This window comes from Fulvivirga maritima (genome assembly GCF_021389955.1).
GTDB classification, from domain to species: Bacteria; Bacteroidota; Bacteroidia; order Cytophagales; family Cyclobacteriaceae; genus Fulvivirga; species Fulvivirga maritima.
Genome location: NZ_CP089980.1, coordinates 5,766,830 through 5,791,082 on the forward strand (window position 1 = coordinate 5,766,830; position 24,253 = coordinate 5,791,082).

General features: G+C 38.3%; 21 protein-coding genes. 6 read left to right on the plus strand and 15 right to left on the minus strand.

Features of this window, described 5'->3' with window-relative positions; translation table 11 throughout:
• Positions 1-65 precede the first annotated feature (65 nt).
• Positions 66-3,362, minus strand: coding sequence for a vitamin B12-dependent ribonucleotide reductase (locus tag LVD15_RS24230; RefSeq protein WP_233777763.1), 3,297 nt, complete (start codon positions 3,360-3,362; stop codon positions 66-68).
• 103 nt (positions 3,363-3,465) lie between these two features.
• Here LVD15_RS24230 and LVD15_RS24235 point away from each other — a divergent pair, with 103 nt between their 5' ends.
• Entirely contained in the window at positions 3,466-4,041 is a 576-nt protein-coding gene (locus LVD15_RS24235) for an AraC family ligand binding domain-containing protein (RefSeq protein WP_233777764.1), read from the plus strand.
• Positions 4,042-4,045: 4 nt separating this feature from the next.
• Positions 4,046-4,312 (plus strand): helix-turn-helix domain-containing protein, encoded by a 267-nt coding sequence (locus tag LVD15_RS24240; RefSeq protein WP_233777766.1) that lies wholly within the window; start codon positions 4,046-4,048, stop codon positions 4,310-4,312.
• Between the two features lie 97 nt (positions 4,313-4,409).
• Here LVD15_RS24240 and LVD15_RS24245 read toward each other — a convergent pair whose 3' ends face one another.
• From LVD15_RS24245 to LVD15_RS24260, 4 genes are all read right to left on the minus strand, one after another.
• Positions 4,410-5,060, minus strand: coding sequence for an SDR family oxidoreductase (locus LVD15_RS24245; protein WP_233777767.1), 651 nt, complete (start codon positions 5,058-5,060; stop codon positions 4,410-4,412).
• 153 nt (positions 5,061-5,213) lie between these two features.
• The gene (locus tag LVD15_RS24250) at positions 5,214-6,338 is read right to left on the minus strand and encodes an aldo/keto reductase (RefSeq protein ID WP_233777769.1); all 1,125 of its coding nucleotides are present in this window, start codon (positions 6,336-6,338) and stop codon (positions 5,214-5,216) included.
• A 334-nt stretch (positions 6,339-6,672) separates the two neighbouring features.
• Positions 6,673-7,083, minus strand: coding sequence for a type II toxin-antitoxin system VapC family toxin (locus LVD15_RS24255; protein ID WP_233777770.1), 411 nt, complete (start codon positions 7,081-7,083; stop codon positions 6,673-6,675).
• Complete coding sequence (locus tag LVD15_RS24260; protein ID WP_233777772.1) at positions 7,064-7,312, minus strand: YlcI/YnfO family protein; 249 nt, start codon at positions 7,310-7,312, stop codon at positions 7,064-7,066. Before LVD15_RS24260 ends, LVD15_RS24255 begins: the two co-directional genes overlap by 20 nt.
• Positions 7,313-7,671: 359 nt before the next feature.
• Between LVD15_RS24260 and LVD15_RS24265 the strand changes: the two genes are divergently transcribed.
• Positions 7,672-8,991, plus strand: a complete 1,320-nt coding sequence (locus tag LVD15_RS24265) for an IS1380 family transposase (protein WP_233776077.1) — start codon at positions 7,672-7,674, stop codon at positions 8,989-8,991.
• Positions 8,992-9,745: 754 nt separating this feature from the next.
• A complete protein-coding gene (locus LVD15_RS24270; protein WP_233777773.1) occupies positions 9,746-10,084 on the plus strand; it encodes a zinc ribbon domain-containing protein YjdM in 339 nt (112 codons plus the stop codon).
• 135 nt (positions 10,085-10,219) lie between these two features.
• Here the strand turns inward: LVD15_RS24270 and LVD15_RS24275 are convergent, their stop codons facing one another.
• Complete coding sequence (locus LVD15_RS24275) at positions 10,220-11,257, minus strand: LLM class flavin-dependent oxidoreductase (protein WP_233777775.1); 1,038 nt, start codon at positions 11,255-11,257, stop codon at positions 10,220-10,222.
• A gap of 196 nt (positions 11,258-11,453) precedes the next feature.
• Between LVD15_RS24275 and LVD15_RS24280 the strand changes: the two genes are divergently transcribed.
• Positions 11,454-12,662 (plus strand): sensor histidine kinase, encoded by a 1,209-nt coding sequence (locus LVD15_RS24280; RefSeq protein WP_233777777.1) that lies wholly within the window; start codon positions 11,454-11,456, stop codon positions 12,660-12,662.
• Positions 12,663-12,678: 16 nt separating this feature from the next.
• On the opposite strand, the gene LVD15_RS24285 is transcribed toward LVD15_RS24280, so the two are convergent.
• The 6 genes from LVD15_RS24285 to LVD15_RS24310 form a co-directional block, all read right to left on the minus strand.
• A complete protein-coding gene (locus tag LVD15_RS24285) occupies positions 12,679-13,512 on the minus strand; it encodes an alpha/beta hydrolase (RefSeq protein ID WP_233777779.1) in 834 nt (277 codons plus the stop codon).
• A 25-nt stretch (positions 13,513-13,537) separates the two neighbouring features.
• Positions 13,538-15,739, minus strand: a complete 2,202-nt coding sequence (locus tag LVD15_RS24290; RefSeq protein ID WP_233777780.1) for a PepSY domain-containing protein — start codon at positions 15,737-15,739, stop codon at positions 13,538-13,540.
• A 37-nt stretch (positions 15,740-15,776) separates the two neighbouring features.
• Positions 15,777-16,259, minus strand: coding sequence for a DUF2271 domain-containing protein (locus tag LVD15_RS24295; RefSeq protein WP_233777781.1), 483 nt, complete (start codon positions 16,257-16,259; stop codon positions 15,777-15,779).
• Between the two features lie 5 nt (positions 16,260-16,264).
• The gene (locus tag LVD15_RS24300) at positions 16,265-17,773 is read right to left on the minus strand and encodes an ankyrin repeat domain-containing protein (protein ID WP_233777782.1); all 1,509 of its coding nucleotides are present in this window, start codon (positions 17,771-17,773) and stop codon (positions 16,265-16,267) included.
• A gap of 105 nt (positions 17,774-17,878) precedes the next feature.
• A complete protein-coding gene (locus LVD15_RS24305) occupies positions 17,879-19,177 on the minus strand; it encodes a DUF4374 domain-containing protein (protein WP_233777783.1) in 1,299 nt (432 codons plus the stop codon).
• A 37-nt stretch (positions 19,178-19,214) separates the two neighbouring features.
• Positions 19,215-21,617: a TonB-dependent receptor gene (locus LVD15_RS24310; protein WP_233777784.1), complete on the minus strand. Its 2,403-nt coding sequence runs from the start codon at positions 21,615-21,617 to the stop codon at positions 19,215-19,217.
• 129 nt (positions 21,618-21,746) lie between these two features.
• Here LVD15_RS24310 and LVD15_RS24315 point away from each other — a divergent pair, with 129 nt between their 5' ends.
• The gene (locus LVD15_RS24315) at positions 21,747-22,736 is read left to right on the plus strand and encodes a helix-turn-helix transcriptional regulator (protein ID WP_233777785.1); all 990 of its coding nucleotides are present in this window, start codon (positions 21,747-21,749) and stop codon (positions 22,734-22,736) included.
• 54 nt (positions 22,737-22,790) lie between these two features.
• Here LVD15_RS24315 and LVD15_RS24320 read toward each other — a convergent pair whose 3' ends face one another.
• The 3 genes from LVD15_RS24320 to LVD15_RS24330 all read right to left on the minus strand — a co-directional run bounded on the left by LVD15_RS24320 (position 22,791) and on the right by LVD15_RS24330 (position 24,166).
• Positions 22,791-23,288 (minus strand): DUF4468 domain-containing protein, encoded by a 498-nt coding sequence (locus LVD15_RS24320; RefSeq protein WP_233777786.1) that lies wholly within the window; start codon positions 23,286-23,288, stop codon positions 22,791-22,793.
• Between the two features lie 300 nt (positions 23,289-23,588).
• Positions 23,589-23,885, minus strand: a complete 297-nt coding sequence (locus LVD15_RS24325; protein WP_233777787.1) for a HigA family addiction module antitoxin — start codon at positions 23,883-23,885, stop codon at positions 23,589-23,591.
• Positions 23,885-24,166: a type II toxin-antitoxin system RelE/ParE family toxin gene (locus tag LVD15_RS24330; protein ID WP_233777788.1), complete on the minus strand. Its 282-nt coding sequence runs from the start codon at positions 24,164-24,166 to the stop codon at positions 23,885-23,887. Before LVD15_RS24330 ends, LVD15_RS24325 begins: the two co-directional genes overlap by 1 nt.
• Positions 24,167-24,253: the final 87 nt, after the last annotated feature.

A 24,253-nucleotide genomic window follows, 5' to 3' on the forward strand; every position in this document is an offset into this window, starting at 1 on the left:
GTACCAAAAGCACAAAACCAACTTTTAAATAACCAGTGATTAAGGCACCCTCTCTATATGAAACATTAACTACAGCCTAAGCTATTACCACAGTTTAGGCACTTATAACAAGTACCAGATCGCACCGTGATATGTCCACAATCATTACATATCGGTGCATCTCCCATCATATTGGCCAGCGCATGCTGCGACTGATCAAACACCTCATCTACGTGCGCCTCTTTTACGGGCTGTGATACTTTTACCGCACTCACCTCGCGCTCTTCTATACCGCCAGATGGTTCGGGTTTGCCATGTTCTTTACTATGGCCATTTTTATTGGGTACGTGTACCAGGTCTGTTCGGTTTAAATATTCATAACCTAACAGACGGAATAAATAATCCAGCAATGAAGTAGCAGACTTAATATTAGGGTGTTGCACTCTGCCCGCCGGTTCAAATCTGGTGAAGGTAAAGCGATCTACATACTCCTGCAAAGGCACTCCATACTGCAAGCCTAAAGACACAGCTATGGCAAAGCAGTTTAATATAGAGCGGAAAGATGCCCCTTCTTTATACATATCTATAAATAATTCTCCTAAAGAGCCATCGTCATATTCTCCTGTACGGATGTACACCGTATGGCCATCTATCTTAGCCTTTTGAGTAAAACCATTCCTTCTGTCTGGCAATTTCCTTCGCTCTACCATATGGGTAAGCTTTTGCCTGAAAGAAGCATTGTTAGAATCAGAAAGAATAGTTCTGGCGGCTTCCAACACTGCTTCTGCATTTTGAGCAATGTGTTTTACTTCTTTTTCTTCTGGTGCTTCTTGTACTACTTCTTCTTTTTCTTCTTCCTCATCATCACTCTTAGCTGATAATGGTTGAGAAAGCTTACTACCATCTCGGTAAAGTGCACAAGCTTTTAAGCCCAGCTCCCAAGACATTTTGTAGCATTCTGCTATTTCTTCTGCCGTGGTCTCGTGTGGCATATTCACTGTTTTAGAGATCGCCCCTGAAATAAAAGGCTGAGTAGCCGCCATCATACGGATATGACCTTCTACAGCGATATACCTCTTGCCTTTGTCTCCACACCGATTAGCACAGTCAAACACAGGATAATGCTCCTGTTTAAGGAATGGAGCCCCTTCAATAGTCATGGTACCACACACATAATCATTAGCTTCTGCTATCTGCTGCTTAGTGAGTCCCAGAGATTTGAGCAGATTGAATGTAGGCTGTTGATATTCTGAAGCATCAAAACCCAAACGTTCTAAGCAATCTTCTCCCAAACTATATACACTGAACATAGAAGAAACATCAAAGGCAGTAGACAACCCTTTTTCCAACTTTTCTATTTCCTGGTCTGTGAAACCAAAGCCTTCCAATGCCGCTAAATTAATATGTGGTGCCTTTGCCAGGCTGGTATGACCTTTAGCATATTGAGTAATAGCTTCTATTTCATTAGGAGCATAACCCAAAGTTTTAAGCGCTTTAGGAATTGACTGGTTTATAATTTTAAAATAACCTCCACCAGCTAACTTTTTATATTTCACCAAGGCAAAATCCGGCTCTACTCCGGTAGTATCACAATCCATAAGCAAACCAATGGTACCTGTAGGTGCTATTACTGAAGTCTGAGCATTTCTATAACCATATTTCTCTCCCAGGGTCAGCGCCTCATCCCAAGCTATTTGTGCACTTTTTAATAATTCAGGTGGGCAAAGCGCCTCATCTAATGCGGGTGGTTTTATACTTAGCTCTTCATAATTGTCAGGCGTATTATAAGCGGCATACCTATGGTTTCTTATTACCCTAAGCATGCTCTCCTTATTCATTTCATACTTAGGGAAAGCACCTAACACAGCGGCCATTTCTGCTGATGCTTTATAAGCAATACCTGTCATTACTGCCGTAATAGAAGCGGCAATAGCTCTACCTTGCTCACTATCATAAGGAATACCCTGTACCATTAGCATAGCTCCCAGGTTAGCATATCCCAGACCTAAAGTGCGGTAATCATAAGATCGCTGTGCTACCGCTTTTGAAGGAAACTGCGCCATTAACACCGATATCTCCAAAACCATAGTCCACAAACGGCAAGCATGCTCAAATCTGTCTACCTCAAACTCGCCTTCACTTTCATTGAAGAATTTAAACAGATTAAGTGAAGCCAGGTTACAGGCAGTGTTATCTAAAAACATGTATTCAGAGCATGGATTAGAGCCTCTGATAGGACCTTCTGCCGGAGAAGTATGCCACTCATTGATGGTAGTATCATACTGCACACCAGGGTCTGCACTGCACCAGGCAGCATCTGCTATCTGATCCCAAAGGTCTTTAGCCGCAATACTTTTCATAGTACTGCCATCAGTTCTGGCTTTTAGGTGCCATAAGCTATCATTTTCTAATGCCTTGAAAAATGAGTTAGGTATACGCACCGAGTTATTTGAATTTTGACCAGAAACCGTCTGGTACGCTTCCCCATTATAATCAGATGAATAGCCGGCTTTTATAAGTGCGGCCACTTTTTTCTCCTCTTCCTTTTTCCACTGAATAAAATCTTCTATTTCAGGGTGATCCAAATCTAAGCTCACCATCTTGGCTGCTCTCCTTGTTGTACCCCCTGACTTTATGGCTCCAGCGGCACGATCCCCTATTTTAAGGAATGACATTAAACCTGAAGAGGTTCCTCCACCTGCCAAAGGCTCATCTTTACCCCTGATATTAGAAAAGTTAGTACCTACCCCTGATCCGTATTTGAAGATTCGGGCTTCCTGAACCCATAAGTCCATAATACCATTTGGGTTCACCAAATCATCTTCTACATTTAAGATAAAACAGGCATGAGGCTGAGGCCTTTCATAAGCTGAAGTTGACTCTTTCAACTCCTCAGTATCCGGGTCTACATAGTAGTGTCCCTGAGCCTTTCCTTTTAGTCCATAAGACTCGTACAATCCTGTGTTAAACCACTGTGGTGAATTAGGCGCAGCATATTGTGCCAGCAGCATAAAGACTAGTTCATCATAAAAAGTATCGGCATCTTTTTTTGCTCCAAAATAGCCATACTTCTGTCCCCACACACGCCAACAATTAGCCAGGCGATGTACTACCTGCTTTACTGAATTTTCAGCTCCGGTAGACCCATCCTCCTGAGGCACTCCTGCCTTACGCAAATACTTTTGAGCCAAAATATCTGTAGCTATCTGAGACCAACCCTTTGGAACCTCAATATTTTTCATTTCTGCCACCACTTCACCAGAAGGATTTCTGATAGTTGATGATCGAAATTCGTACTCAAACATGTCATAAGGGCTCTTTTTAGCATTAGTAAAGACCCTTGAAACCCCCAGACCTTTGCGTTTATATTTTTGTTGTTTCATTATAATTAATATCTGATTTTGAGTGATAGAAGGACTACAAACTTCATTAACTTTGTAAGAGAATTACTAGTAAAAATTCTTCAAAAACTGGTAAGAAAAAAGCATGGACAAGCACAAGCAATATACTCCTTTGAAAGTTCATAATATGTCTGTGAAAGAGTGGGAAGAGACTGACCATTCTCACAATTATTATGAAATAATTTTCATTGAAAAAGGTAAGGGTGTACATGTGTTAAACGATGTTGAAATTCTATATAAAGCGGGCTCCGTTTTTGTACTTAACCCCATAGATCATCATCATTTTCACGTGCACGAATTTACCCATTTTATTAGCGTACGCTTCACGCCTGCTTTTATTACTAATTGTGCGGGTATACCGCAGGAATTATGTAATGATTTAATCAGCAAAATGGAAAGTGAGGAAATAAGAAATGCCCGCATTCAGTTTTATAATGAAGACCAAAAATCTATCTATAGCATATTTCAAACCGTGCTCAGCTGCCAGAGCAATCAGAGTGTGGTGTACTTTCAAATCCTGTCTATTGTACAACTGATATTAAAGAGCCTACAAGTAAAAAGAAAGCCCGTTCAAGCCAAAAAAAAGGACCTCCTCTCGCATAGAGTTAATGCTATCTTACATCCACAATCATATTACAGAGCCACAGATGCTCCACCTTGATAATATGGCAGGACATTTCAGTATAAGTGAAAACTATATCAGTAATTATTTTAAGCGGAATATGGGCATTACTGTGAAAAGATATATAGATCACTACAGAATGGGACTCATACAAAACCAACTGACTTACAGTAATTTAACTATTAAAAAAATCGCTTATGATTTTGGTTTTTCTGATGAAAGTCATCTCAATAAGATCTTTAAAAAATATTGGAATATGAGTGCCAAAGCCTTCAGAGAAATCAAGAAAAAAGATTTGCAGACTCAATAATTGAAGCCACTTTCCACTCTGGAAAATGACAACAAAAAAGCAGTGCTGAAATCTCAACACTGCTTTTCATTTAATCTCGCTAACCTGACTAAACAGGTTATATGCTCGCTACTGCTTCTTCTATATTTTTATCACCGTTATTGAATTCTATTACTTTTCCGATGGTGTTATCTTGTCTCAGTGAAGTTAAAATAACTTCAGCCACATCTTCTCGCTGTACACTCTCAGCAGACATAGGATCTTCAAGTGTTATTTTTCCTGTTCCTGCATCATCTTTTAGCATACCTGGCCTTATAATAGTATAATCCAGACCGATAGTCTTCAAAGTTCGATCAGCAAAATGCTTCGCTACATAATAAGGTTTAATTCCACTTTTATCCCAGAAAGAGCGATCATCTGCCCCTAAGGCACTAACAATAACAAACCGCTTTACTTCATTAGCTTTTGCTGCTTCCATAGTTTTTACAGCACCATCTAAGTCTACCGTCAGAGTTTTATCCTGACCAGTACTTCCGCCAGAACCTGCTGTAAATACTACAGCATCTAATCCCTTAACTGCACTTTCTATATCATCAAGCTCTCCTTCCAAGCTTACCAGCTTGGTTTCTACACCTAAATCTTTGAAATAACTCTTCTGTTCTTCCTTTCTAATCATAGCTACAGGTGAGAAATCTTCCGCTTCTTTCATCTTGTTGGTCAAGATCTTACCTATCTTTCCGTTAGCTCCTATTATCAGTACTTTTTTCATTACAATCTATATTTTATATCTAATTGATGTCTGTATAAAGAACAAGTCAGCTCTCGGTATGTTCCTGAAAATTTAACATTTACCAGTCCCCATAATACAAAAAGGCTAAAACTTCTTAAGTTTTAGCCTTTGACATATTTTGAATGAAACAGCTTAGCTTAATATTGGAGCCGCTTTAGCAATCAGCCCTTCGCTTTTCATTTCTGCCCAAAAATCAGTAGGGATTTTCACCTTCATAGATTCCACATTTTCCTTAGGCTGATTGGCTTTTCTAGCACCAGGTATAACGCTGGAAACCTGCTCAGGCGCTGCGCAAAATTGCAATGCAGCAGTACGTAGATCGATGCCATGAGCTTTAGCTATTTTCTCCATCTTAGCTCGCTTTTCATTAAAACCAGCCGGTATTTTTGGTCCATAGTTATACCTGTCTGCACCTGCTAAAAAGCCATTATTAAGCGGTGAGCCTACTACTATGGAGTTTCCACTTTTCTCAATAGCGGGAAACAATTTCTCTAACGACTCCTCATGATCCATTAAAGTATACTGACAAGCAGCCAGATGCACATCAGGATCGCTCACCTCTAAAGCTTTTAAAATTGGAGGCAATGTATTCACTCCCATTCCCCAACCTTTAATAATGCCTTCTTCACGCATCTTTACAAGCTCAGGCATAGCGCCTTTAGCCGCCTGATCAAAGTACTCCAGCCAGTTATCTTTCATATCTCCATTATCCGGAGAAAGATCATGAATAAAAACAATATCTATAGATGATATGCCCAACCTTTGCAAGCTATCTTCAACAGATCTGCGAGTGGCTGAAGCCGAATAATCATACTTATAATCAAAAGAATCTGGCTGCGCCCATTGTGTTTTGGCTGGCTTAGGAGCGGCAGTAAGAATCCTTCCTATTTTAGTAGAGATCACATATTCTTCTCTTGGCTTTCTATGTAATAAGTGCCCAAACCTTCTTTCACTAAGTCCCAACCCATACCAGGGAGAAGTATCATAATAGCGCATACCAGCATTCCAGGCATTCTCAAGAGTAATTCTCGCCTCCTCATCAGTTACCAACAAGCCACTGGTTCCGCCTAAAGGTGCACCACCTTGCCCAAAACGAAATGGAGGACGATACTTTCCACCTGCCGTTCTATCTGATGGATTGGACATTAGCCCCAAACCCTCTAAATTCATTTGACCATTTGCCATTAAATATGGAGAAACAGCCATTGCAGCAGCACCTGCAGTAGCCCTATTCACAAACTTTCTTCTCGTAATCATATATACTATTTAGGTAAAATATTGTCTATCTACCCCATTAACGCTCATAACGAACTTTTGTCTCTGTAAAAAGACATGATTATCAGGTACATTAATTGGAATTTGTGATTTGTGTCTTGATTTTATATCACGCAATATGAAAAGGTCAAAACAATTGAAATCTAGTTAAATCATAACTCCGTACTGATAACCTAGACTATGACTCGGCTCAGAGTCGCTCGGCAGTAGTTTCATCTTGCTGTAACGTTGTGAGGTATAATAATATAGAAAATAGACTTTTCTCTCCCTTTAGTGGCTGTTCATGACTATGAAATATTTCCGTGAGCGGAAGACCTCACATAAATATATTTTTCAAATACTTGTTTCTGACATCACGATAGATGTAAAAATCACCATCGATACTGGCTATTTCATTGAAACCTGTGCTTTCTGCAGTAACTACTAAAGAAGCATCTGCCAAGTCCATAGGCACATCGTTAAACTTTTCAGTCAGTTCTATAATTCTGATCAGGTGCTCAGTCTCCAAAGAATAGATCTTTAATCCACCTCTCTGTATCCACAGAAGAAAGGCCTGCTGCACCTTTGTACTGAAATCCAGCATATGAGAGACTTCAGTAATCACTGGCCAAGTGGTCCATAGCTGTCCTTTGAATTCCTGAATGAAGTGAAGTGCTTTAAAATGATATTTATCGCTCTTATCAAAAAGCCCAATTAATGGGCCGGCATCAATGAGTGTGCTTCTCATTTAACTTTTGTTTTAAGGCCTTTTTATAACCTGAGGAAGCATTTGCATTACCACTTCCTTCTATGCCAAATAGATCTGAGCCAAGCTCATAAGGCGTTTGATTCATCTCTTCTTTTTTGAAATACTGAGCCAAAGCTTCTTTCACAATAGAAGATTTAGAGAGATTTTTTTGCTGACTATATTGATTCAGCTTCTCTTCTAGTTCCTTATTTACTCTGACATTGATCATAACCATTTCATATTTGTAATACAAATGTATTACTTTTATTCATGACTTCAAAATATTTCTATAAAATAACGATATAGTTATTTACAAAAAAGAAAAGCCTGACAACTCCGTAGAATTATCAGGCTTTTCTTTGACTATAATAAGATTATTATCTTATAAAGATAAATCTTATATCAAATTCTATACTCTAGCCAGACATATTGCCAAAGTTTGCAGTTTCAAAAACCCTCCATTATCAGTAATATAGATATTCATCAATCCATTAAACCCTGATTATGCATTAGAAAACTAAAAGTTTAGAAAATCCTTCGATAATTGTGTAAAAAGATCGATTTTGATGAGGTATAAAAATCACCAGAATGGTTACTCAAAATATAGGGTCTTTACCCATTGAATATTCCTCCAAGCCAGTGACACCCTTTGGAGGGATGAGTTTAATGAAACGATTTATCGATCAGGTAGGGATACGAGAAAAATTAGCCGAACTGGCACTTCCATCTCCTGGTTCTAACCGAGGGTATGACCCCAAGCAAATCGTAGAGAGTTTTTGGCTGAGTATCTGGACAGGGGCTAGTAGATACATCCATTGTGACTGGTTGAGATATGATACTGTTTTACAGTCAATTTTTGGATGGGATGGTATGCCTAGCCAAAGTACCTACAGTCGTTTTTTTGGAAAATTCTCTCAATCCCTAAACAACGAAGTATTTCCAGAGCTTCAACAATGGTTCTTTGACCAGCTCCGTTTAGGAGCACTCACCATTGATTTTGATAGTACTGTGATCACTCGATATGGAGATCAACAAGGGAGTAGTAAAGGTTATAACCCCAACAAAAGAGGGAGAAATTCACATCACCCCTTGATGGCCTTTGTGAGTCAAACCAGAATGGTGGCCAATGCATGGCTCAGGCCAGGCAACACAGCGGCCAGTAGTAGTTGCAGGGAGTTCATGGAAGAAACCTTTAAGCACGCCTTGGCAGGACAAAAAGTAGGTCTGGTAAGGGCCGATAGTGGTTTTTACAACGAAGAAATCATGTCATATCTAGATGAAGAACTCCTCAATTACATTATGGCTGTACGCATGTACCCCAATGTAAAAAGCGAAGTTTGGGGGCTTAAAGATTGGGTCAAACTGGCAAAGGGAATAGAGCTGAACGAGATGGTTTTCAGTCATGAAAACGGTAAGCCAAGACGATACATTATTGTAAAAAAGCAAGTTGACATCAGGCCACATGCAGGAGGCAAGGAACTTTTTGAAGATCAGCCTGGCTATCGATATAGTTGCTATGTGACCAATATGGATTTACCTCTGGATCAGATTTGGAACATGTACAACACCCGCGCCGATTGTGAGAACAGAATTAAGGAATTGAAACAAGATTTTGGGCTTGAAAATTTTTGTTTACAAGATTTTTGGGCAACAGAAGCCTCCTTTCGCTTTATCATGGTGGCTTACAATTTGATGAGTTTATTCAGGCATTTTGCGTTGAACCATCATCGAAAAGCAACCCTATCAACCCTCAGATCCTATTGCTTTGCATTAGGAGCCTGGACAGCAAACCATGCTAATAAAAAGGTTTTAAAAATCTCATTACCCTCCAAAAGAAGACCCTGGATGGAGGGAATATTCTTGAACATATCGTCTACTAGTCCTCCTTTTGATTATTCTAATGAATAATCCGGGTTAAAGCTATATTTGGTCACTCTTAATTATATGAAATAAATACATCAATAAACCTCATAATAATTGCTTTTAACTACCAATGACAGTACAAGCATATAGCACGTAATCTGAAAAGCTCAAAACAATTGAGAGCTATTTAAATCATAAATCCGTACCGATCGTCTACATTTCGACACGGCTCAATGTGACTCGGGTGCGGTTTCACCTTGCTGTACCGTCGCGAGATCAAATAATATTGAAAAATAGGTTTTTCTCAAGTCCTTAATGGCATTTCATGACTATGAAATGTTTTAGTGAGCGGAAGACCTCATTGCAAGAAAGAGTTTTTTGTTACTTTTTTGCCATCGATCAAAAAAGTAAGGAACCTCAGCTATGGAAGATAAAAACTAGATAATCCAAGTTGACTGGTATTTAAAAAATTTACCTTAAAGCAATAGGTTGATGTATGCTTCGATCTAATTCTATGTCATTCCCTTTTGTAAGTTTGGGTTCCAAATTTCAGGTCTCAGTATGACAGTACAACCAGAGGAGTGTATAACAATATAAGTGGCAAGTTGCGGAAATTAAGAAATAGTCAATGCTTTTATTGACTGGACCATACTGGGCTAGCCTTTCATGGAGACTGTCCATTATAAAACAATAAACCTTACATTCAACGCACCTCCTAGACCATGAAAGCACATTCGCTGCATTCAAGATCCTTATCTTCCAATTATTTCAGTAGATTTGCGCTCCAAAATTTGAAAACATGTCTGAAACACAAAATTGTCCTGAATGCAGCTCACCGTTTGGTTACTCTACCGGTGTATTAATGATGTGCCCCGAATGTGGCCACGAGTGGAACCCTGAAGAAGCTGCCGCTGAGGCTGCCGGTCCGGTAGTTAAAGATGCCAATGGAAACCTACTTCAAGATGGTGATGATGTAGTTATTGCTAAAGATTTACCTGTAAAAGGCGCCCCAAAACCTATTAAAGCAGGAACCAAAGTGAAAAACATACGATTGGTTGAGGGAGATCATAATATTGACTGCAAAGTGGATGGCTTCGGAGCAATGGCTCTTAAATCTGAATTTGTAAAGAAAGCTTAAGCTTTACTCTTTAAAATAAATTTGAAAAACTGTTTCTTAAATATCCTTTGAAACAAATTAAAGTACTCGAAATTCTCATTATACTGTATAAAAAGGCATTTCGAGTACTTCACTTCTATTTCGTATAAAAAGTAATTACTTTCCAGACAAAATCTTTTTTATTTCAGGAGCTACCTTAGTTCCTAGTAGTTCTATAGCTCTCATCATTTTACTATGAGGCATAGTACCAACGCTGAGGTGAACAAGAAAACGAGTAATACCCAGTAATTCACGCTCCATAAGTATTTTATCTATCACTTGCTGCGGGTCTCCCACTAACAATGATCCTCTTGCAGACCTGGAACCTTCATATTGCTGTCTGGTAATTGGCGGCCAGCCTCTTTCACTTCCTATCTGGTTCATCATCACAGCATAAGGCCCAAAGAAATCGTCGGCTGCTTGCTCACTATCATCAGCCAAAAAACCATGAGAATGCACCGCTATCTGCAATTTATCCATATCATGCCCAGCCTCTTGATAGGTGTTTCGATATAATTCGGCCAGAGGCGCAAAATGTTCGGGCATACCTCCTATAATGGCTATCGCTAGGGGAAGTCCCATTTTAGCTGCTCTAATGACGGACTGTGGAGTACCTCCCACTGCTACCCAAATGGGTAACTTTTCCTGATAAGGTCTTGGGTACACCCCTCGGTTATGAATTGGAGCCCTGTGCTTACCAGACCAGGTTATCATTTCATTTTCATTAAGCTGATTTAATAACTCTAGTTTTTCGGAGAAAAGTGAATCATATTCATGCAAATTATTACCAAAAAGAGGAAACGACTCAGTAAAAGACCCTCTGCCTGCCATGATCTCAGCTCTGCCTTTACTCAATAAATCTACATGAGCAAACTGCTGAAATACTCGCACAGGATCATCTGAGCTAATCACAGAAACGGCGCTGGATAGTTTAATCTGCTTGGTTTTAACAGCTGCTGCCGCTAAAACTGTGGCTGGTGATGATACAATAAAATCAGGCCTGTGATGTTCTCCTATAGCGTAAACATCGAGCCCTACCTGATCGGCCAGCTCTATTTCTTCCATTAAGTTAGAGAGCCTTATCTCTGGGCTCAGCATTTTACCACTTTCTGGATCCCTTGTATTTTCTGCAAACGTACTTATACCTATTTCCATCTCCTTTGAAAAATTTTTACACTTTTTAATTAATGTGAAAAACCACATAATTTCTTACATACTTAATTCAATCCAAGAATAATTCAAGTATATCCTAAACCTAACTCAAACTTGTTATCCAAAAATACTTTTTAATTTTGATTTTGTCCTTTATTTATATAGCATTGTAGCCTACAACCGCCTCAGGGGCAATAGGATGACGAATTCAGAAAAGGAAAGCAAAAGGGTTGAAGCTCTCGAAAAGTTAAATATTCTGGATACCATTACAGAAACTGACTATGATAATATTACATACCTTGCTTCCGTAATCTGTCAGGCTCCTATAGCACTCATCTCTTTTGTAGACAGAGAAAGGCAGTGGTTCAAATCAGCTCATGGCCTGACAGTTAAAGAAACTCCTCGTAAATATTCGTTTTGCTCACATGCCATAGATTGTACTGAAGAAGTAGTTATTATTGAAGATTCGCGTAATGATGATCGCTTTAAAAACAACCCTCTCTCCGCCTACTACCCTGATACCGTATTTTATGCTGGCGTACCTCTCATTTCTCATGACGGTTATGGTTTAGGCACGGTATGCATTATAGATAACAAAACCCGATTACTCACTGAAGAGCAGAAAACGGCACTCAAAATGCTCTCCCGAAATGTAATGAACCTACTTGAACTAAGGCAAAAAAATCTGGAATTAGAAGCGGTTAAAATTCATCTTGAAAATAGAAATGAAGATCTGGAGAGCTTTGCCATGGTGGTTACTCATGATATTAAGTCTCCGCTCACTAACATATTGCTGAGCCATGACTTGCTGCTTAACTCTGATAAAGCAAGTTTACCAGCAGAAACCAGAGAACTCATTAAGTTCAGTAATAATGCGGCTAAAAAGCTAAAACTGTTAGTAGAAGGCATCTTGAGCTACTATAAAAATGAAAATGATGCCTCTTCTTACAAATCTATTCTACTCTCAGATTATTTTGATAGTTTAAAATCATCTATCCAGCCAGAGGAAGGAATGAATATTAAATTAGATATCAAGCATCCTGAAAAATGCATCTACTTTAATCGTACCAAGCTGGATCAGATATTTTTGAACCTGGTCAACAATAGTATCAGGTATAATGACAAAGAGGAAATTAGAATAGAAATAGGGCATTATGAAGATTCTCAATTCTATCATTTCTATGTAAAAGATAACGGCCCCGGTATACCTGAAAAAGATTATGACTCTATTTTTAACCTTTTTAAAACGGCCTCTCATAAAGATCGTTTTGGAGTGAAAGGCTCAGGAATAGGCCTGCCTACAGTGAAAAAAATCATTGAAAGCACAGGCGGTTCTATTGATGTTGAATCTCATCTGGGAGAAGGCACTACTTTTTCTTTCTCTATCAAAAAATTGCCATTTAACTAAACCTGATATCAAATAGCTACTTTTCTTCTTGTAGATATTTTAACCCTGTAAAGCAACCAATAAAGTAAATAGTACCATGAGACTCTTCCTCAAAGTTATCATATCTCCATTGTAAACTTTCAGGAGCTTTTTGTTCTAACATGGTCTTAAAATCCAATTGTAACTCTTTCGCATCTTCTTTTTGCCTGGCTACATCATGATGAGCATTTCTACCTGCTCTTGCCAGATACAGGTTCACATTTTTTCCTTTTAGCTGCTCTATCAATGGTTCTGCTTCTTTCATAAGCTTCTGATCATCCCACCAAAAACTAGGATCAATAGCCAGGTAATCAGTAAATACATCAGGATGATGCAGCAAGGTGTACACTGTTAAAAGCCCTCCAAAAGAATGGCCTATTAATACTCTTCTGTCAGTGACACGGTAAGTACTTTCTACTGTAGGAATGAGCTCTTTTTCCATAAAAGCAATAAAACTCTCACCTCTACCACTATTTTCCAATGTTGCCGCTCCCCTCCTGCTAATGGCACTGGTTGGCGTTAAATCTCGGGTTCTGTCTGTGTTAGGTATAGCCACTACTATGGGAGCCTCACTGGGTTTACCTCGACCTCCTCTGCCTAAAAAAGAGCTGATACTAGTGGCCGTTAAAAAGTTTTGCTCGCCATCTAAGAGGTATATTACATCATATTTTTTGTCAATATGCTCATTGTAACCCTCAGGTAAATGCACATAAATTGGCCTGTTTTCTTTTAAAACCTGAGAATATAACTCATAGCCCTGGCCTATGCTCCACTGAGCATTTGTGTCTTTCAATTGCCCAAAAGAAGGATTCAGCATTACCATCAATAACATTCCTAAACTCGCAAGCCTTATATTCTTAATAGCAGTCAATTCTTATTTGATTTTTGTTTTGATAATAACTTAAAGGCTTATTGTTTTCGCCCATACTAATTTGCTCCAACCGATTGGTCACCTCTCTTTGCATAGCTATAGAACCACAGATCATGATCACCCCTTTATTTTTTAGCACCCGAGCTATGAGCTCGGTATCCTGCTCTATGAGATCCTGCACATATACCCGATCTCCCTCCCTAGAATAAGCAGGCAAAAACCTGGTCAACGAATTATTATCAAGGCATTTTTGAATATTCTCAGCATATAGCTGATAAGATTGGGGTGTTCTTGCTCCCCAATACAGGTGAGCTTCTACCTTATTCTTATTCTGAGCCAGCATACCTAAAAAAGGCGCTATACCAGTTCCTGTGCCTATCATTATAACCGGCTTTCTTTTAGAAGGAAAATGGAAATTTTTGTTCTTCACCAAGCTACCTTGCAAAGTGTCTCCGGGTGAAAGTTGATTAAGATAATTAGAGCAAACGCCTAAGTCATGTCTTTTTACGCTGAGCAAAATCTGGCCTTCTTCCATAATGGCCATAGAATACAATCTCTCATGCTCATCGGGGGGGTAAATGCCTATAAGATCTCCTGATTTTACTTTTCCAGAACTCCTTTCCAGCTCAATAAGAAAAGTATCATCAATGCTGTCTTCAGCATTGGTTTTGCTCAATACCATGAATGATCTTACCTTTTTCGGCTTCAGCTCTACCGGATTTTTAGCAGGCAGCTCTATGGCTAATGAGGTTTTATTTCCTAACAACCTGGCCCACTGTCTGTATGCCTCCCAAGACCGGTTATTAATTGTATGGATAGCCATCAGCTCACTAGCGTATTCATTTTGACTCAGCATGTCATTTACATCAATGGCATATTGACAGTAATCTTCATAAGCAAGCGATCCAAAGCCCACCACAGCATAGCTAAATTCTTGCTCAGGTGGCTGCTCTTTAAACTTCTGCATAAACTTGGTAGCATTAGCCGGAGCCTCTCCCTTGCCATAAGTAGAAGTGATTATGATTAGTTTCTCCATGCGTGGAAAGCTTTCATAACGGTTCATCTCTGTGATGTAGCTAGACTCACCATTTTCTAAAAGCTGCTGATGGAGTTGCATAGCAAAAGGAATGGTAGAACCTGTTTCTGATCCTATGAGGATAATATATTTACAATCGTCTTTCTTAAGATTGTTCTTTATTTTGGCAGCCTTACGTTTAAAAGTAAGTGCAAAGCCTGAGTATATAAAAAAGAGTATACTGCAAGAAGATAGCCCTAGCACTATCGCCCACCACACGTTACCACGACCTGTGTGTAACAGCAGACTCAGCTCCGAAAGCACAGTAACCATAGGGTAAACGTGCTCTCCTAATACCTCACCTGTAAACTGATTTACCAGCACTTCCTTATCTTTTAGCTGCAGCGTATAATAATCTTCTACGCCTGGTGAAAACGGGAACTGAAGACTTCTCACTTCTGATAGGGATGTATTTTTGAATATTGGAAACTCATTGGCTTCTGATGCGGGCTCTTCACTTAAATTTTCATAATCAATATCATAGGTAGGTCTGGACACTTCTGGCAGTAGAGAAAATTTCTCCATAGATAGATAAGTGCCCGTAATAGTGATAATGATAATGGGAATTAGCGCCAGCCTGCCCAGGTAGGTATGATAGTATTGAAAGAAGTTCTCTTTTATAATTCTGGAAAAGAGTTTTTTGATGCCTTGCTGCCTTTTCAGCACTAAAATAAAACCGGTAATGGCTATTAAAAACAACAAGAAAGAGGTCAGCCCTATAATAAACCGGCCTGTACTTTTTAGAAACAGAGACCTGTGAAGCGAAGTAGTGAACTCAAAAAAAGGAGATTTCTCCAAAAGATCGCCTATTTTTTCGCCTGTAAAAGGATCAATATAAAAATCGCCCATTTCACCTTCATTATCTATTACAGAAGCTGATACAAAGCCATTATGATCTACTTTAAGCTCTAGCACCTCTAGGTAGGCGGCCTTTAAAGTAGTGACTGTTTCGCCCAGGCTTAAGTCATCAGAGTTCGCTATTTTGTAGCCGCTAGCTTGCTCTGAGATAGGCTCAAATGATAGAATAATGCCCGTTATGGAGGCTAAAGCGATAAAAACAAAAGAAGATATAGCCAAAATAAGATGGCTATATCTCCATACAGAAATTATCATATTGATCTGTGAAAGGAATTTATATTGAATTTTAAGATTAACCTGGAATCATCCTGATATAACGGATATATCCCTTGCCCTCAAATTTGCCTTTTACATTTTCAGAAGTTAAAAGTATTTCGGCATCTTGCTCATAATATTTTTGTTCTTCTACTGATGTTTCGAAACGTATTTTATAACCAGCATCCAGCTTATCGTTATCAATATTCAGTACAAATATTCTTCTTTCTCCTCCGGCTATGCTTGCTCCACTTGTACCATCTATTTCTTTATTCTTTTCAAAAAAAGGCCACCAAGAGGTAAGGTCAGGGTACCAACGCTCATCTTTCCCCATTACATGCAGCGTTTCTTCATATTCGCCGTTAGGATTAATTAAAGACACCGCTACATAAGCGGCTTCACCTTCATAATTTACCAGCTGAACCATGCACTTATAAGAGTCTTTAGTAGCTACTGATGACCAACTAACTAATGCTACTGTGACCAATAGTAAAACCAATATCTTTCCTGTATTTCTCATTCTGTTTATTTTAAAAATTCAATATCTGCCTTATTCTCAGCTAAAATCTCATTTTCTGAAGCTAAATCATGAACAGTCTCCTCAAAGTCCGTTACTACCCTTTTATCTGCGCCATTTTCCACGAGATACTTTAAAATACTAGTATCAGTAGCTTTCATGGCTGCTATTTGTAAAGGTGTAGTGCCTTCATCATTAGCCTTATTAATATCCACGCCCATAGCTTCTACTTTTTGGATTAATGAAAGATTGTTCTTTTCTACAGCCAAGTGATATAAAGTGTTACCCTTAGCCTGCTCCGCTTTAGGGTTAAATCCTTTCTTTTTAAGGATTTCATACTTCTCAGCAATAGGATCTCCTTTTTGCATAAATCCGCCTCTGGTTCTAAAAGAGCTGATTAAGTAATAGCCTACATTGTTACCCGCAACATCTTTCACTTTTACTTTAGCACCCTTATCTATTAAATATTTTACAACCTCAGGTGAGTTACCTGCTACAGCTTTAGTTAGAGCAGTTTCACCAGCCTTATTAGCTGAATTAATGTCTTTTGATTTCTCCACTAATAACTTCACTATTGCTAAATCATTACCTGCAGCGGCATTCATTAGCGGAGTATTTCCTTGAGCACCTTTAGCATTTACATCTACCCCTTTACTTATGAAATAGTTTATCACTTCGGGATCTTTAGATCTTGCCGCAGTTAGATGCAATGGCGTAACTCCCTCTTTAGTAGCAACATTTGGCTGAACGCCTTTTTCTTCCAGGTATTTAAAAACAGATAGGTCATTAGTTCCTCTTCTGGTACCCTGGCTAGCGGCAATCATTGCATTGGCTCCTTCGTTATTTTTTCCTTTATAATCGACTCCCTTTTCTATAAGCAGATCCATCATTTTGGTGTTTCCTGTTTTAGCTGTGTAAAAGAAAACACCACTTCCTTCTTTATCTTTTGCATACAGATCTAACCCTTTAGAAGTGAAATAATCTACCATGGTAAAATCAGAAAGGTGAGGTACCAGTAGCAGTAAAGCCGTAGCTCCATTATGGTTAGTTTCTGTAACCTTAGAACCATTTGCCAGCAACTGATCATAGATCTCAGGATTAGTTTGCCCGGTGGTGGCAGCAAAAGCCAACACGGTATAACCATGATCATCCTGCATATCAGTTTTCACACCTTTTTCTATCAGGTATTTTACTACTTCAAGGTTACCGCCCATAGCCGCCCAGTGCAGGTAATTTCTACCATCATGAGTAGCTTCGTTAATATTGTCAGTTTTGGTTAATAAAAACTTAATGGTCTCTGTTGGTACTCTGTTAAGTATAGCGAACATGATACCGTTAAACTTAGCTCCATTAAACGCAGCAGGGTCATTGCCTTCAGCTATTTTCTGCTTCACCTCTTCTACAGAAGGTTTGGAAGCCCAATAACTACGATCAAGAAAAACGTTCTTATCCTGAGCACCAGCTATAAAGGGAAGCATTACAAGGGCTATGAAAAATGTATAAAAATTGATTTTCATGGTTATGTTTTTTCTATCAAATACAATAGCAAATAAGGTTTACACCTACTAAAGATGACTTTTGCGTCTCCTTTAGTGAAGATGTAAACCTCACTTAATATATAATTATCTTCTTAAGGTACCTACTGATCTTACACCAGTAGCTTGTACTGTAATACCAGCTGTAGCTGAAGCCGTGGCCGGATCAATTACATAAACTACAGGATACTCGGAATCTACTGTTACAGGGAAGTACATTTTACCATCATGCGCCATAGGTAAACCAGTAGCATCGATCTGATCATAAGCAGGGAAATCACCACCTACCCAGTTAAAGGTTTGGTCTTCCATTTTTACAATTCCGTATTGAGAAGCCGCTCCTCTTGAGGTAGGCACCACATCATTATAGATTTCTAACAGGAAGTAATCTTCAGTAATGTGCCATACTCTTCTGAATTTATAGCCATCAGTAAGTGCTTCAATATTGAAGTAATAATCAGCATCAAAATCATCCGCTCCATTATTAATTCTTAACGCTCCGGCAGGCTGAGTAGTACCTTCTTCATATGAACCAGAGAACACATAAACATTATCATCATCATCTTTGGCTATTTGAGAATAGTATTGAGATCTGAATCTGCCTGAAGAATAGCTCAATCTATCATCATGATATGTTTTAACAATATTCAGATCTTCATCCAAAACAGCCACCCAACATTCATTAGGATACACTACTTCACCAGTGCTACTACCACCAGTAGCATCAGGATCTCTAGGTGAAGATACCACTGCACCTGAAAGGAAAGTTCCGTTACCACGATCTACAATACCTGAGAAAGTAGCTTGTTGACCTTCATGAAAAACATCATAAGTAGGTATACTCTTAGTCTCCATACTCATAGTATTTACATCTATGAAGTTAAACACAGATCCGTCTTGTCTTGGGTTACCGTCATCATCTAATAAAGTGTTTCCTTCATCATCTACTAAAGTCTGACCTCCTACTGAAGTGATGGCATAGTTTTCGAAAAAGCCATATGAAGTAAAGCGAGAAGAAATCTGAAACTGCCCAATGTTTTCCAGCTCACCATTGTCGTTATATCTATACCCAAGACCGATACCAGGATCTCCTTGTGCGTAAACAAGCCCTACAGCTACTGATGGGGCATCATTGAAAATCCAGTTATAACCTGTCATAGCCAGCTCAGTACCGTTACCCACAATAGAAACCTCACCAGATTCAAGGTCATCTGCAGTTACAATATATTCTGAATCTTCACTTGACGCTGAAATGAAAAAAGTATAATCCTGATCACTGTCTACGGGATCAACAGAATCTGAATCATCATCACTACATCCAAATGATGAGATTAATAGAGCCCCCATTAATCCATATGAAAATAGCTTTTTATAAAAGTTAGTCATTATGATTTATAGTTTATTAATTAATTGATTTCGTTATTTATGATCTACTCTTAGAGAAGAAGTACCTGAGTTTTACAGAGAAGCTTCTGCCCGGCTTTTGCAGGCTATAGTTATCATACAGAATAGTATCTGTGAAATTGTTGGCTTCTAAGGTGATATTATACTTACCGCGCTTCATGGAGTAGTTTACACTCAGATCATGCGAAAGCTGCTCCGGGATTTCGATTTTTTCACTACCTAAACTTGGCCAGTCTCTGAAGAAGGCATGAACATAATTTAGGAAGTAGGTTACGGTAAGCTTATCTCCTTTACCAAAAAGGTTATTTTTCATATAGCTCACATCTCCGTTTCCGAATAGGTAAGGTACATTTCTCATGCGGTCATTATAGTGCAGAGAAGGACGTCCGTTCTGATCATCTTCTACCTTATCTCTCATATTCTGGTAAGTGAAAGTACCGCCTACGGCAAATGATCTCTTATAGAAATATCTTGCTTCCAGATCGACGCCTACATTCTGCACCTTACCGTGGTTTACATATGATGCCAAACCGTCACTCTGACTTACATCTCTTCTGATGTAATCTTCTGTATCTCTATAAATAAAGCCTGCATCTATGTATAGCGCATTCTTTTGAGCCACTCCCCATGAAGGGGTATAAGTGACATTAAAATTAACATTACGGCTGTTTTCTGCCTCCAGATCAGTGGTACCGGTCTCCAATACTTCATCGCCAAAAAGCTCGGTAGAGGTAGGTAGACGAACAGATCTTTCAAAAGACATTTTTAGCAGCAAATCACTCTTTAAACGGTAATTAGTAACTAGGCCAAAACCATTTACAGAATACCTTCTGGTTTGCTGCTCGTAGTATGGGGTGGTACCTACAGTTGTAGTATCCATAGGCCCGGTGGTTACTACATGATAATTTTTCCCAAAGAGCGAGGCATTCCATTTGTCAGTAAGTTGATAATCGTAGGAAATGCCCAGCACATTTTTAGTGTTAGACCTTTTCATAAAATCAGCATCAGAACTATTCTGGTCATTGGCCACTGGGTCAGAGTTTTTCCTTTCGAAAGTACTCCACAGGTTGTTAACTACTATCTGTTGCTTCTCTCCTATTTTATATTTTAGATTGGCCGTAAACATGCCAGTATTGTTTCTGAACTCACCCATAGAATAGTCACCCTCACCTCTCGATCCTTTAGGCCTGTAATCTCCTGCCCAGTTATACTGGCGAGCCATTGTATCTATATTGGTCTGCTTTACTCTACTATAATTAGCTGACACCGAAAGGGATAAATTCTTTATAAAGAGATCACTCTTATAATATTCCAGAGAAGGAATTACCGAATGCGACTCAGTGGCTCTGCCTCCGTATGCTATCTGCATAATATTGGCATTTTGTATGTCCGCTTCTTCCTGAGCAAGGGTGGCGCCGATTAAAAATCTATCGGTCCAGGGCTTCTTCACAAAACCAACTTTAGCAATCACTGTCTCATTATGGTAGGTATCATGAAACCTTTCAAACCACTGCTCTTCATTAGAATACCTACTAGAATATGAGCCATAAGCATTTTCGGTAAACTCCAGCAATTGGGTTTTTACATCATAATTATTATCTGAGTAGTTCTGAAAAGCATTTACATTAAAAGTAAAGCCAGATTTAGAGGTAGAACCAAAGTTTATATTAGTCTTATGAGTATTGAAAGAACCATAAGAATAAGAAGCATCTAAATAGGTATTAGCTGTTTTTTTAGTAATAATGTTAATAGCACCACCCAGAGCATCAGCACCAAGTTCTATAGGCACTACACCCTTATACACTTCAATTCTCTCTGCCAGGTTTACGGGTATGTTATTAATCTGAAAAGCCGAACCATAAGACTGCATAGGCAAGCCATCCATGAATATTTTTACGTGCCTGCCGGTAAAGCCATTAAGCATTACAGACGTTCTGGAACCTTGCCCTCCAGATCTTCTGATTCTCACCCCAGAAGATCTCTCTAAGGCCTGCGAAAGGTCTTTAGAACTGTTTTCCAGCTTTTTGGTATCTATGGCCACTACGTTATAGGGAGATTCCTTCACCTCCTGAATAATAGATTTACCGGTGATTTCCACCTCATCTAAAACCTGATCTTTCTCCGTAAGGGTAAAGTCATAAACTAATGTAGTTCCTGCCTCCACTTCTACCTGAGCAATCTCTCTTTCAAAACCTAAAACAGTACATGCCAAGAGGTACTTACCTGCCGGCACTTTCAGCTCATAATTACCTTTAGCATCGCTTATAGCATTAAAATTAGTCTTGTCTATAAATAGGTAAGCATCAGGAATTATCTCTCCTTCTGAAGATTTAACCACTCCACTAATAGTAGCTTTCTCCTGACCGAAAGAAGGAAAAATGCTTAATAAGGCAAGAAGAGTACTGAGTAAAACTGTTTTCACTAGATTAAAAATTTATTATATTAGCAGTGTGTTTATTTAGACTAATTTCAAATAACATTGCAAATGTATTATCTTGATAGATCAAAATAGATTCGGAATCAGAAATAAAACTTTCGAAAAAAGTATATAATGCGAGTAAAATCTTACCTAAAGAATGAGCAGTTGAACCTTTTTGATGTGGATCTGGATTCGCTAAAGACCAGAGGTAAATTATACACTCAGGATTTACACTTTAAAGAAAAAGGGCTAACCATTAACAGTCAGCTTGCCTACAGTGATCAGCTATGTCTTATAAACACCAGCTTTTATGATCACAAAGACATAGAAGATGTTTTCAGCATAGAAGGGGAATATATAAGAATAGCCTGTATTACTAGAGGCAGCAACCCTCAGATTACTGACCTGTCAGCCACCAGCACGGTAGACTCCTACCCAGGCTTTCTTTCGCTGGTATATGGTAAAAATTCGCGCTTAAGCATTTCTATGCCCAAAAGTAGCCAGACGCATTATATAACTATGCTTATCTCTACCCAATACCTTGAGGACCGGTTTGCTAATGAAAACTGGCCTAAAAGAAGTGGATTTTTTAAAGCGATAACCAGTCGGAACAAATCAGAAGGAGAAGTTAATTTCAAAGTGATATTTCCGCTGCATCAAATTCTGTTAGACATGGTAAGCAAGTCCTGGAAAATAGAAGAGCGGCTCGATTTTCTGGAATTAAAAATCAGGGAATTTTTACTTACACTATATTGCTATGAGCAGGAAAATCAGGTAGCCTATAGTGATTTAAATCCGGAGGTACTGGAAAAAATTAAAAAGGCCCACTACTATCTTGAAACTAATTTTAGAAAAACACCTACCATTAAAGAGATCTCAAGACATGTGCTTTTAAATGAGTTGCAACTCAAACAAAACTTCAAAAATGTATATGGCACTACCATTAGGAGTTTTATTATAGATCTAAAAATGAAAGAAGCTCTTCACCTACTTAAAAACCACAAAACCAACGAAATAGCTTCTATACTAGGCTATAAAAGCCTATCTCATTTCATTACTTCATTTAAAAAATATTACGGCTCCTCCCCCAAGCAAATTTCAAAGCGGCAATTGAATATGTGAAGAATATGCTGGTGGTGAAGTAATCGTTGTAATGAGTGGAAATATAGAACAACATTACCATTCTGGATCTTTGTTCATATAGTTGGCAAGATTTTTAACTAGGTCGCGGCATTTAGACTCAATGTCATCATGAATTTTTTGATATATTTGGCCTTTTCTTTTGGAGCCATCTTTCTTAAAAATCGTTTGTTCAACGCCATATCCACTGGACATAACCATTTGGTCAATGGTGATTTTTACTGCTCCATCTTTGACCCTTACAGTCAAGGTATTATAATAATCGGCGTTTTTTCCAAGCCCATTAAAATAGGCTTGAATAAATCTTGCTTTGATTAATGAAGGCTTATTTTCACCTACAATTACCTTTTCGGCATTATTGAAGGTTTCTATCGTCCATTCTTTCACTTTATTAAATAGTTCTTCTGATGACATCCCATCAACTTTAATAACCTCTTCATAAGTTAGTAGGTTTGTATCCGAACTCAATCCAAAGGATTGTGAATTAGCTTGAATAGTTAATAATAAAAACACTGTAGTTATTACTGCCTTCATCTCATATTATTTACAATAAGTAGCAAAAAGTCACAAAATGGAATCTAACTTAATTCTTGTAAACATCATAGTATGAGGCTAAGGAAAATCGTGCAACTCTCACTTTTTTTATCATTCAAATATTACCTCAATAAGCTGGCAACACATGATTATTAATTAGTCCTTCATGAAAACTTTGACTATTAAAATCAATACTGGATAATAATTATTGTTCATAAATTATGAATGCCTTCTTACCTTCTCAGTTTTTACAATCAGATATTCTTCATTGGACTTAGTAAAACCCTCAAAATTGCTTAATTAGGCTTGATCTATTTCGAATTTTTGAATTTTGTTAAATTCATTATCCTTTTCAGAGTGAGCATTTCTTAAATCATATTCACACTGTAGATTCATCCAAAACTCTTCGGTGGTACCAAAAAATTTAGACAGCCGAATGGCAGTGTCAGCCGTGACAGACCTTTTCCCCTTAATTATTTGACTGATCCGAGTTTGTTGGATTCCAAGCTCTTTTGACAATTTATAACTTGACAAATTCATCGGATCTAAGAATTCATATTTTAAAATTTCGCCAGGATGTATATTATTTTTCAGCATTAGTGATAATCTATTATTTGAACATCGTAAGCATTCGTATTTGACCATTGAAAGATTATTCTCCATTGATCATTAATGCTAATAGCCCAATACTCTTTCATGTTTCCTTTCAACTTATGTAAGCGATTTGATGGTGGTATTTTCAAGTCTTGAATATCACCTGCCGCATTGATCATAAACATTTTTCTCAATGCATTATTGGCAACTTCATCACTCCATTTTTTTGTCCAGACTCCGTTCCAAACCTTTTCGGTATGCTTACATCCGAAACTTTCAATCATATAGACTAATATACTATTTTAATCCGATACTATTGATATACGATACCAATTAATTTCAAATCTTTATTATAAGCTGTCAAAGGATAT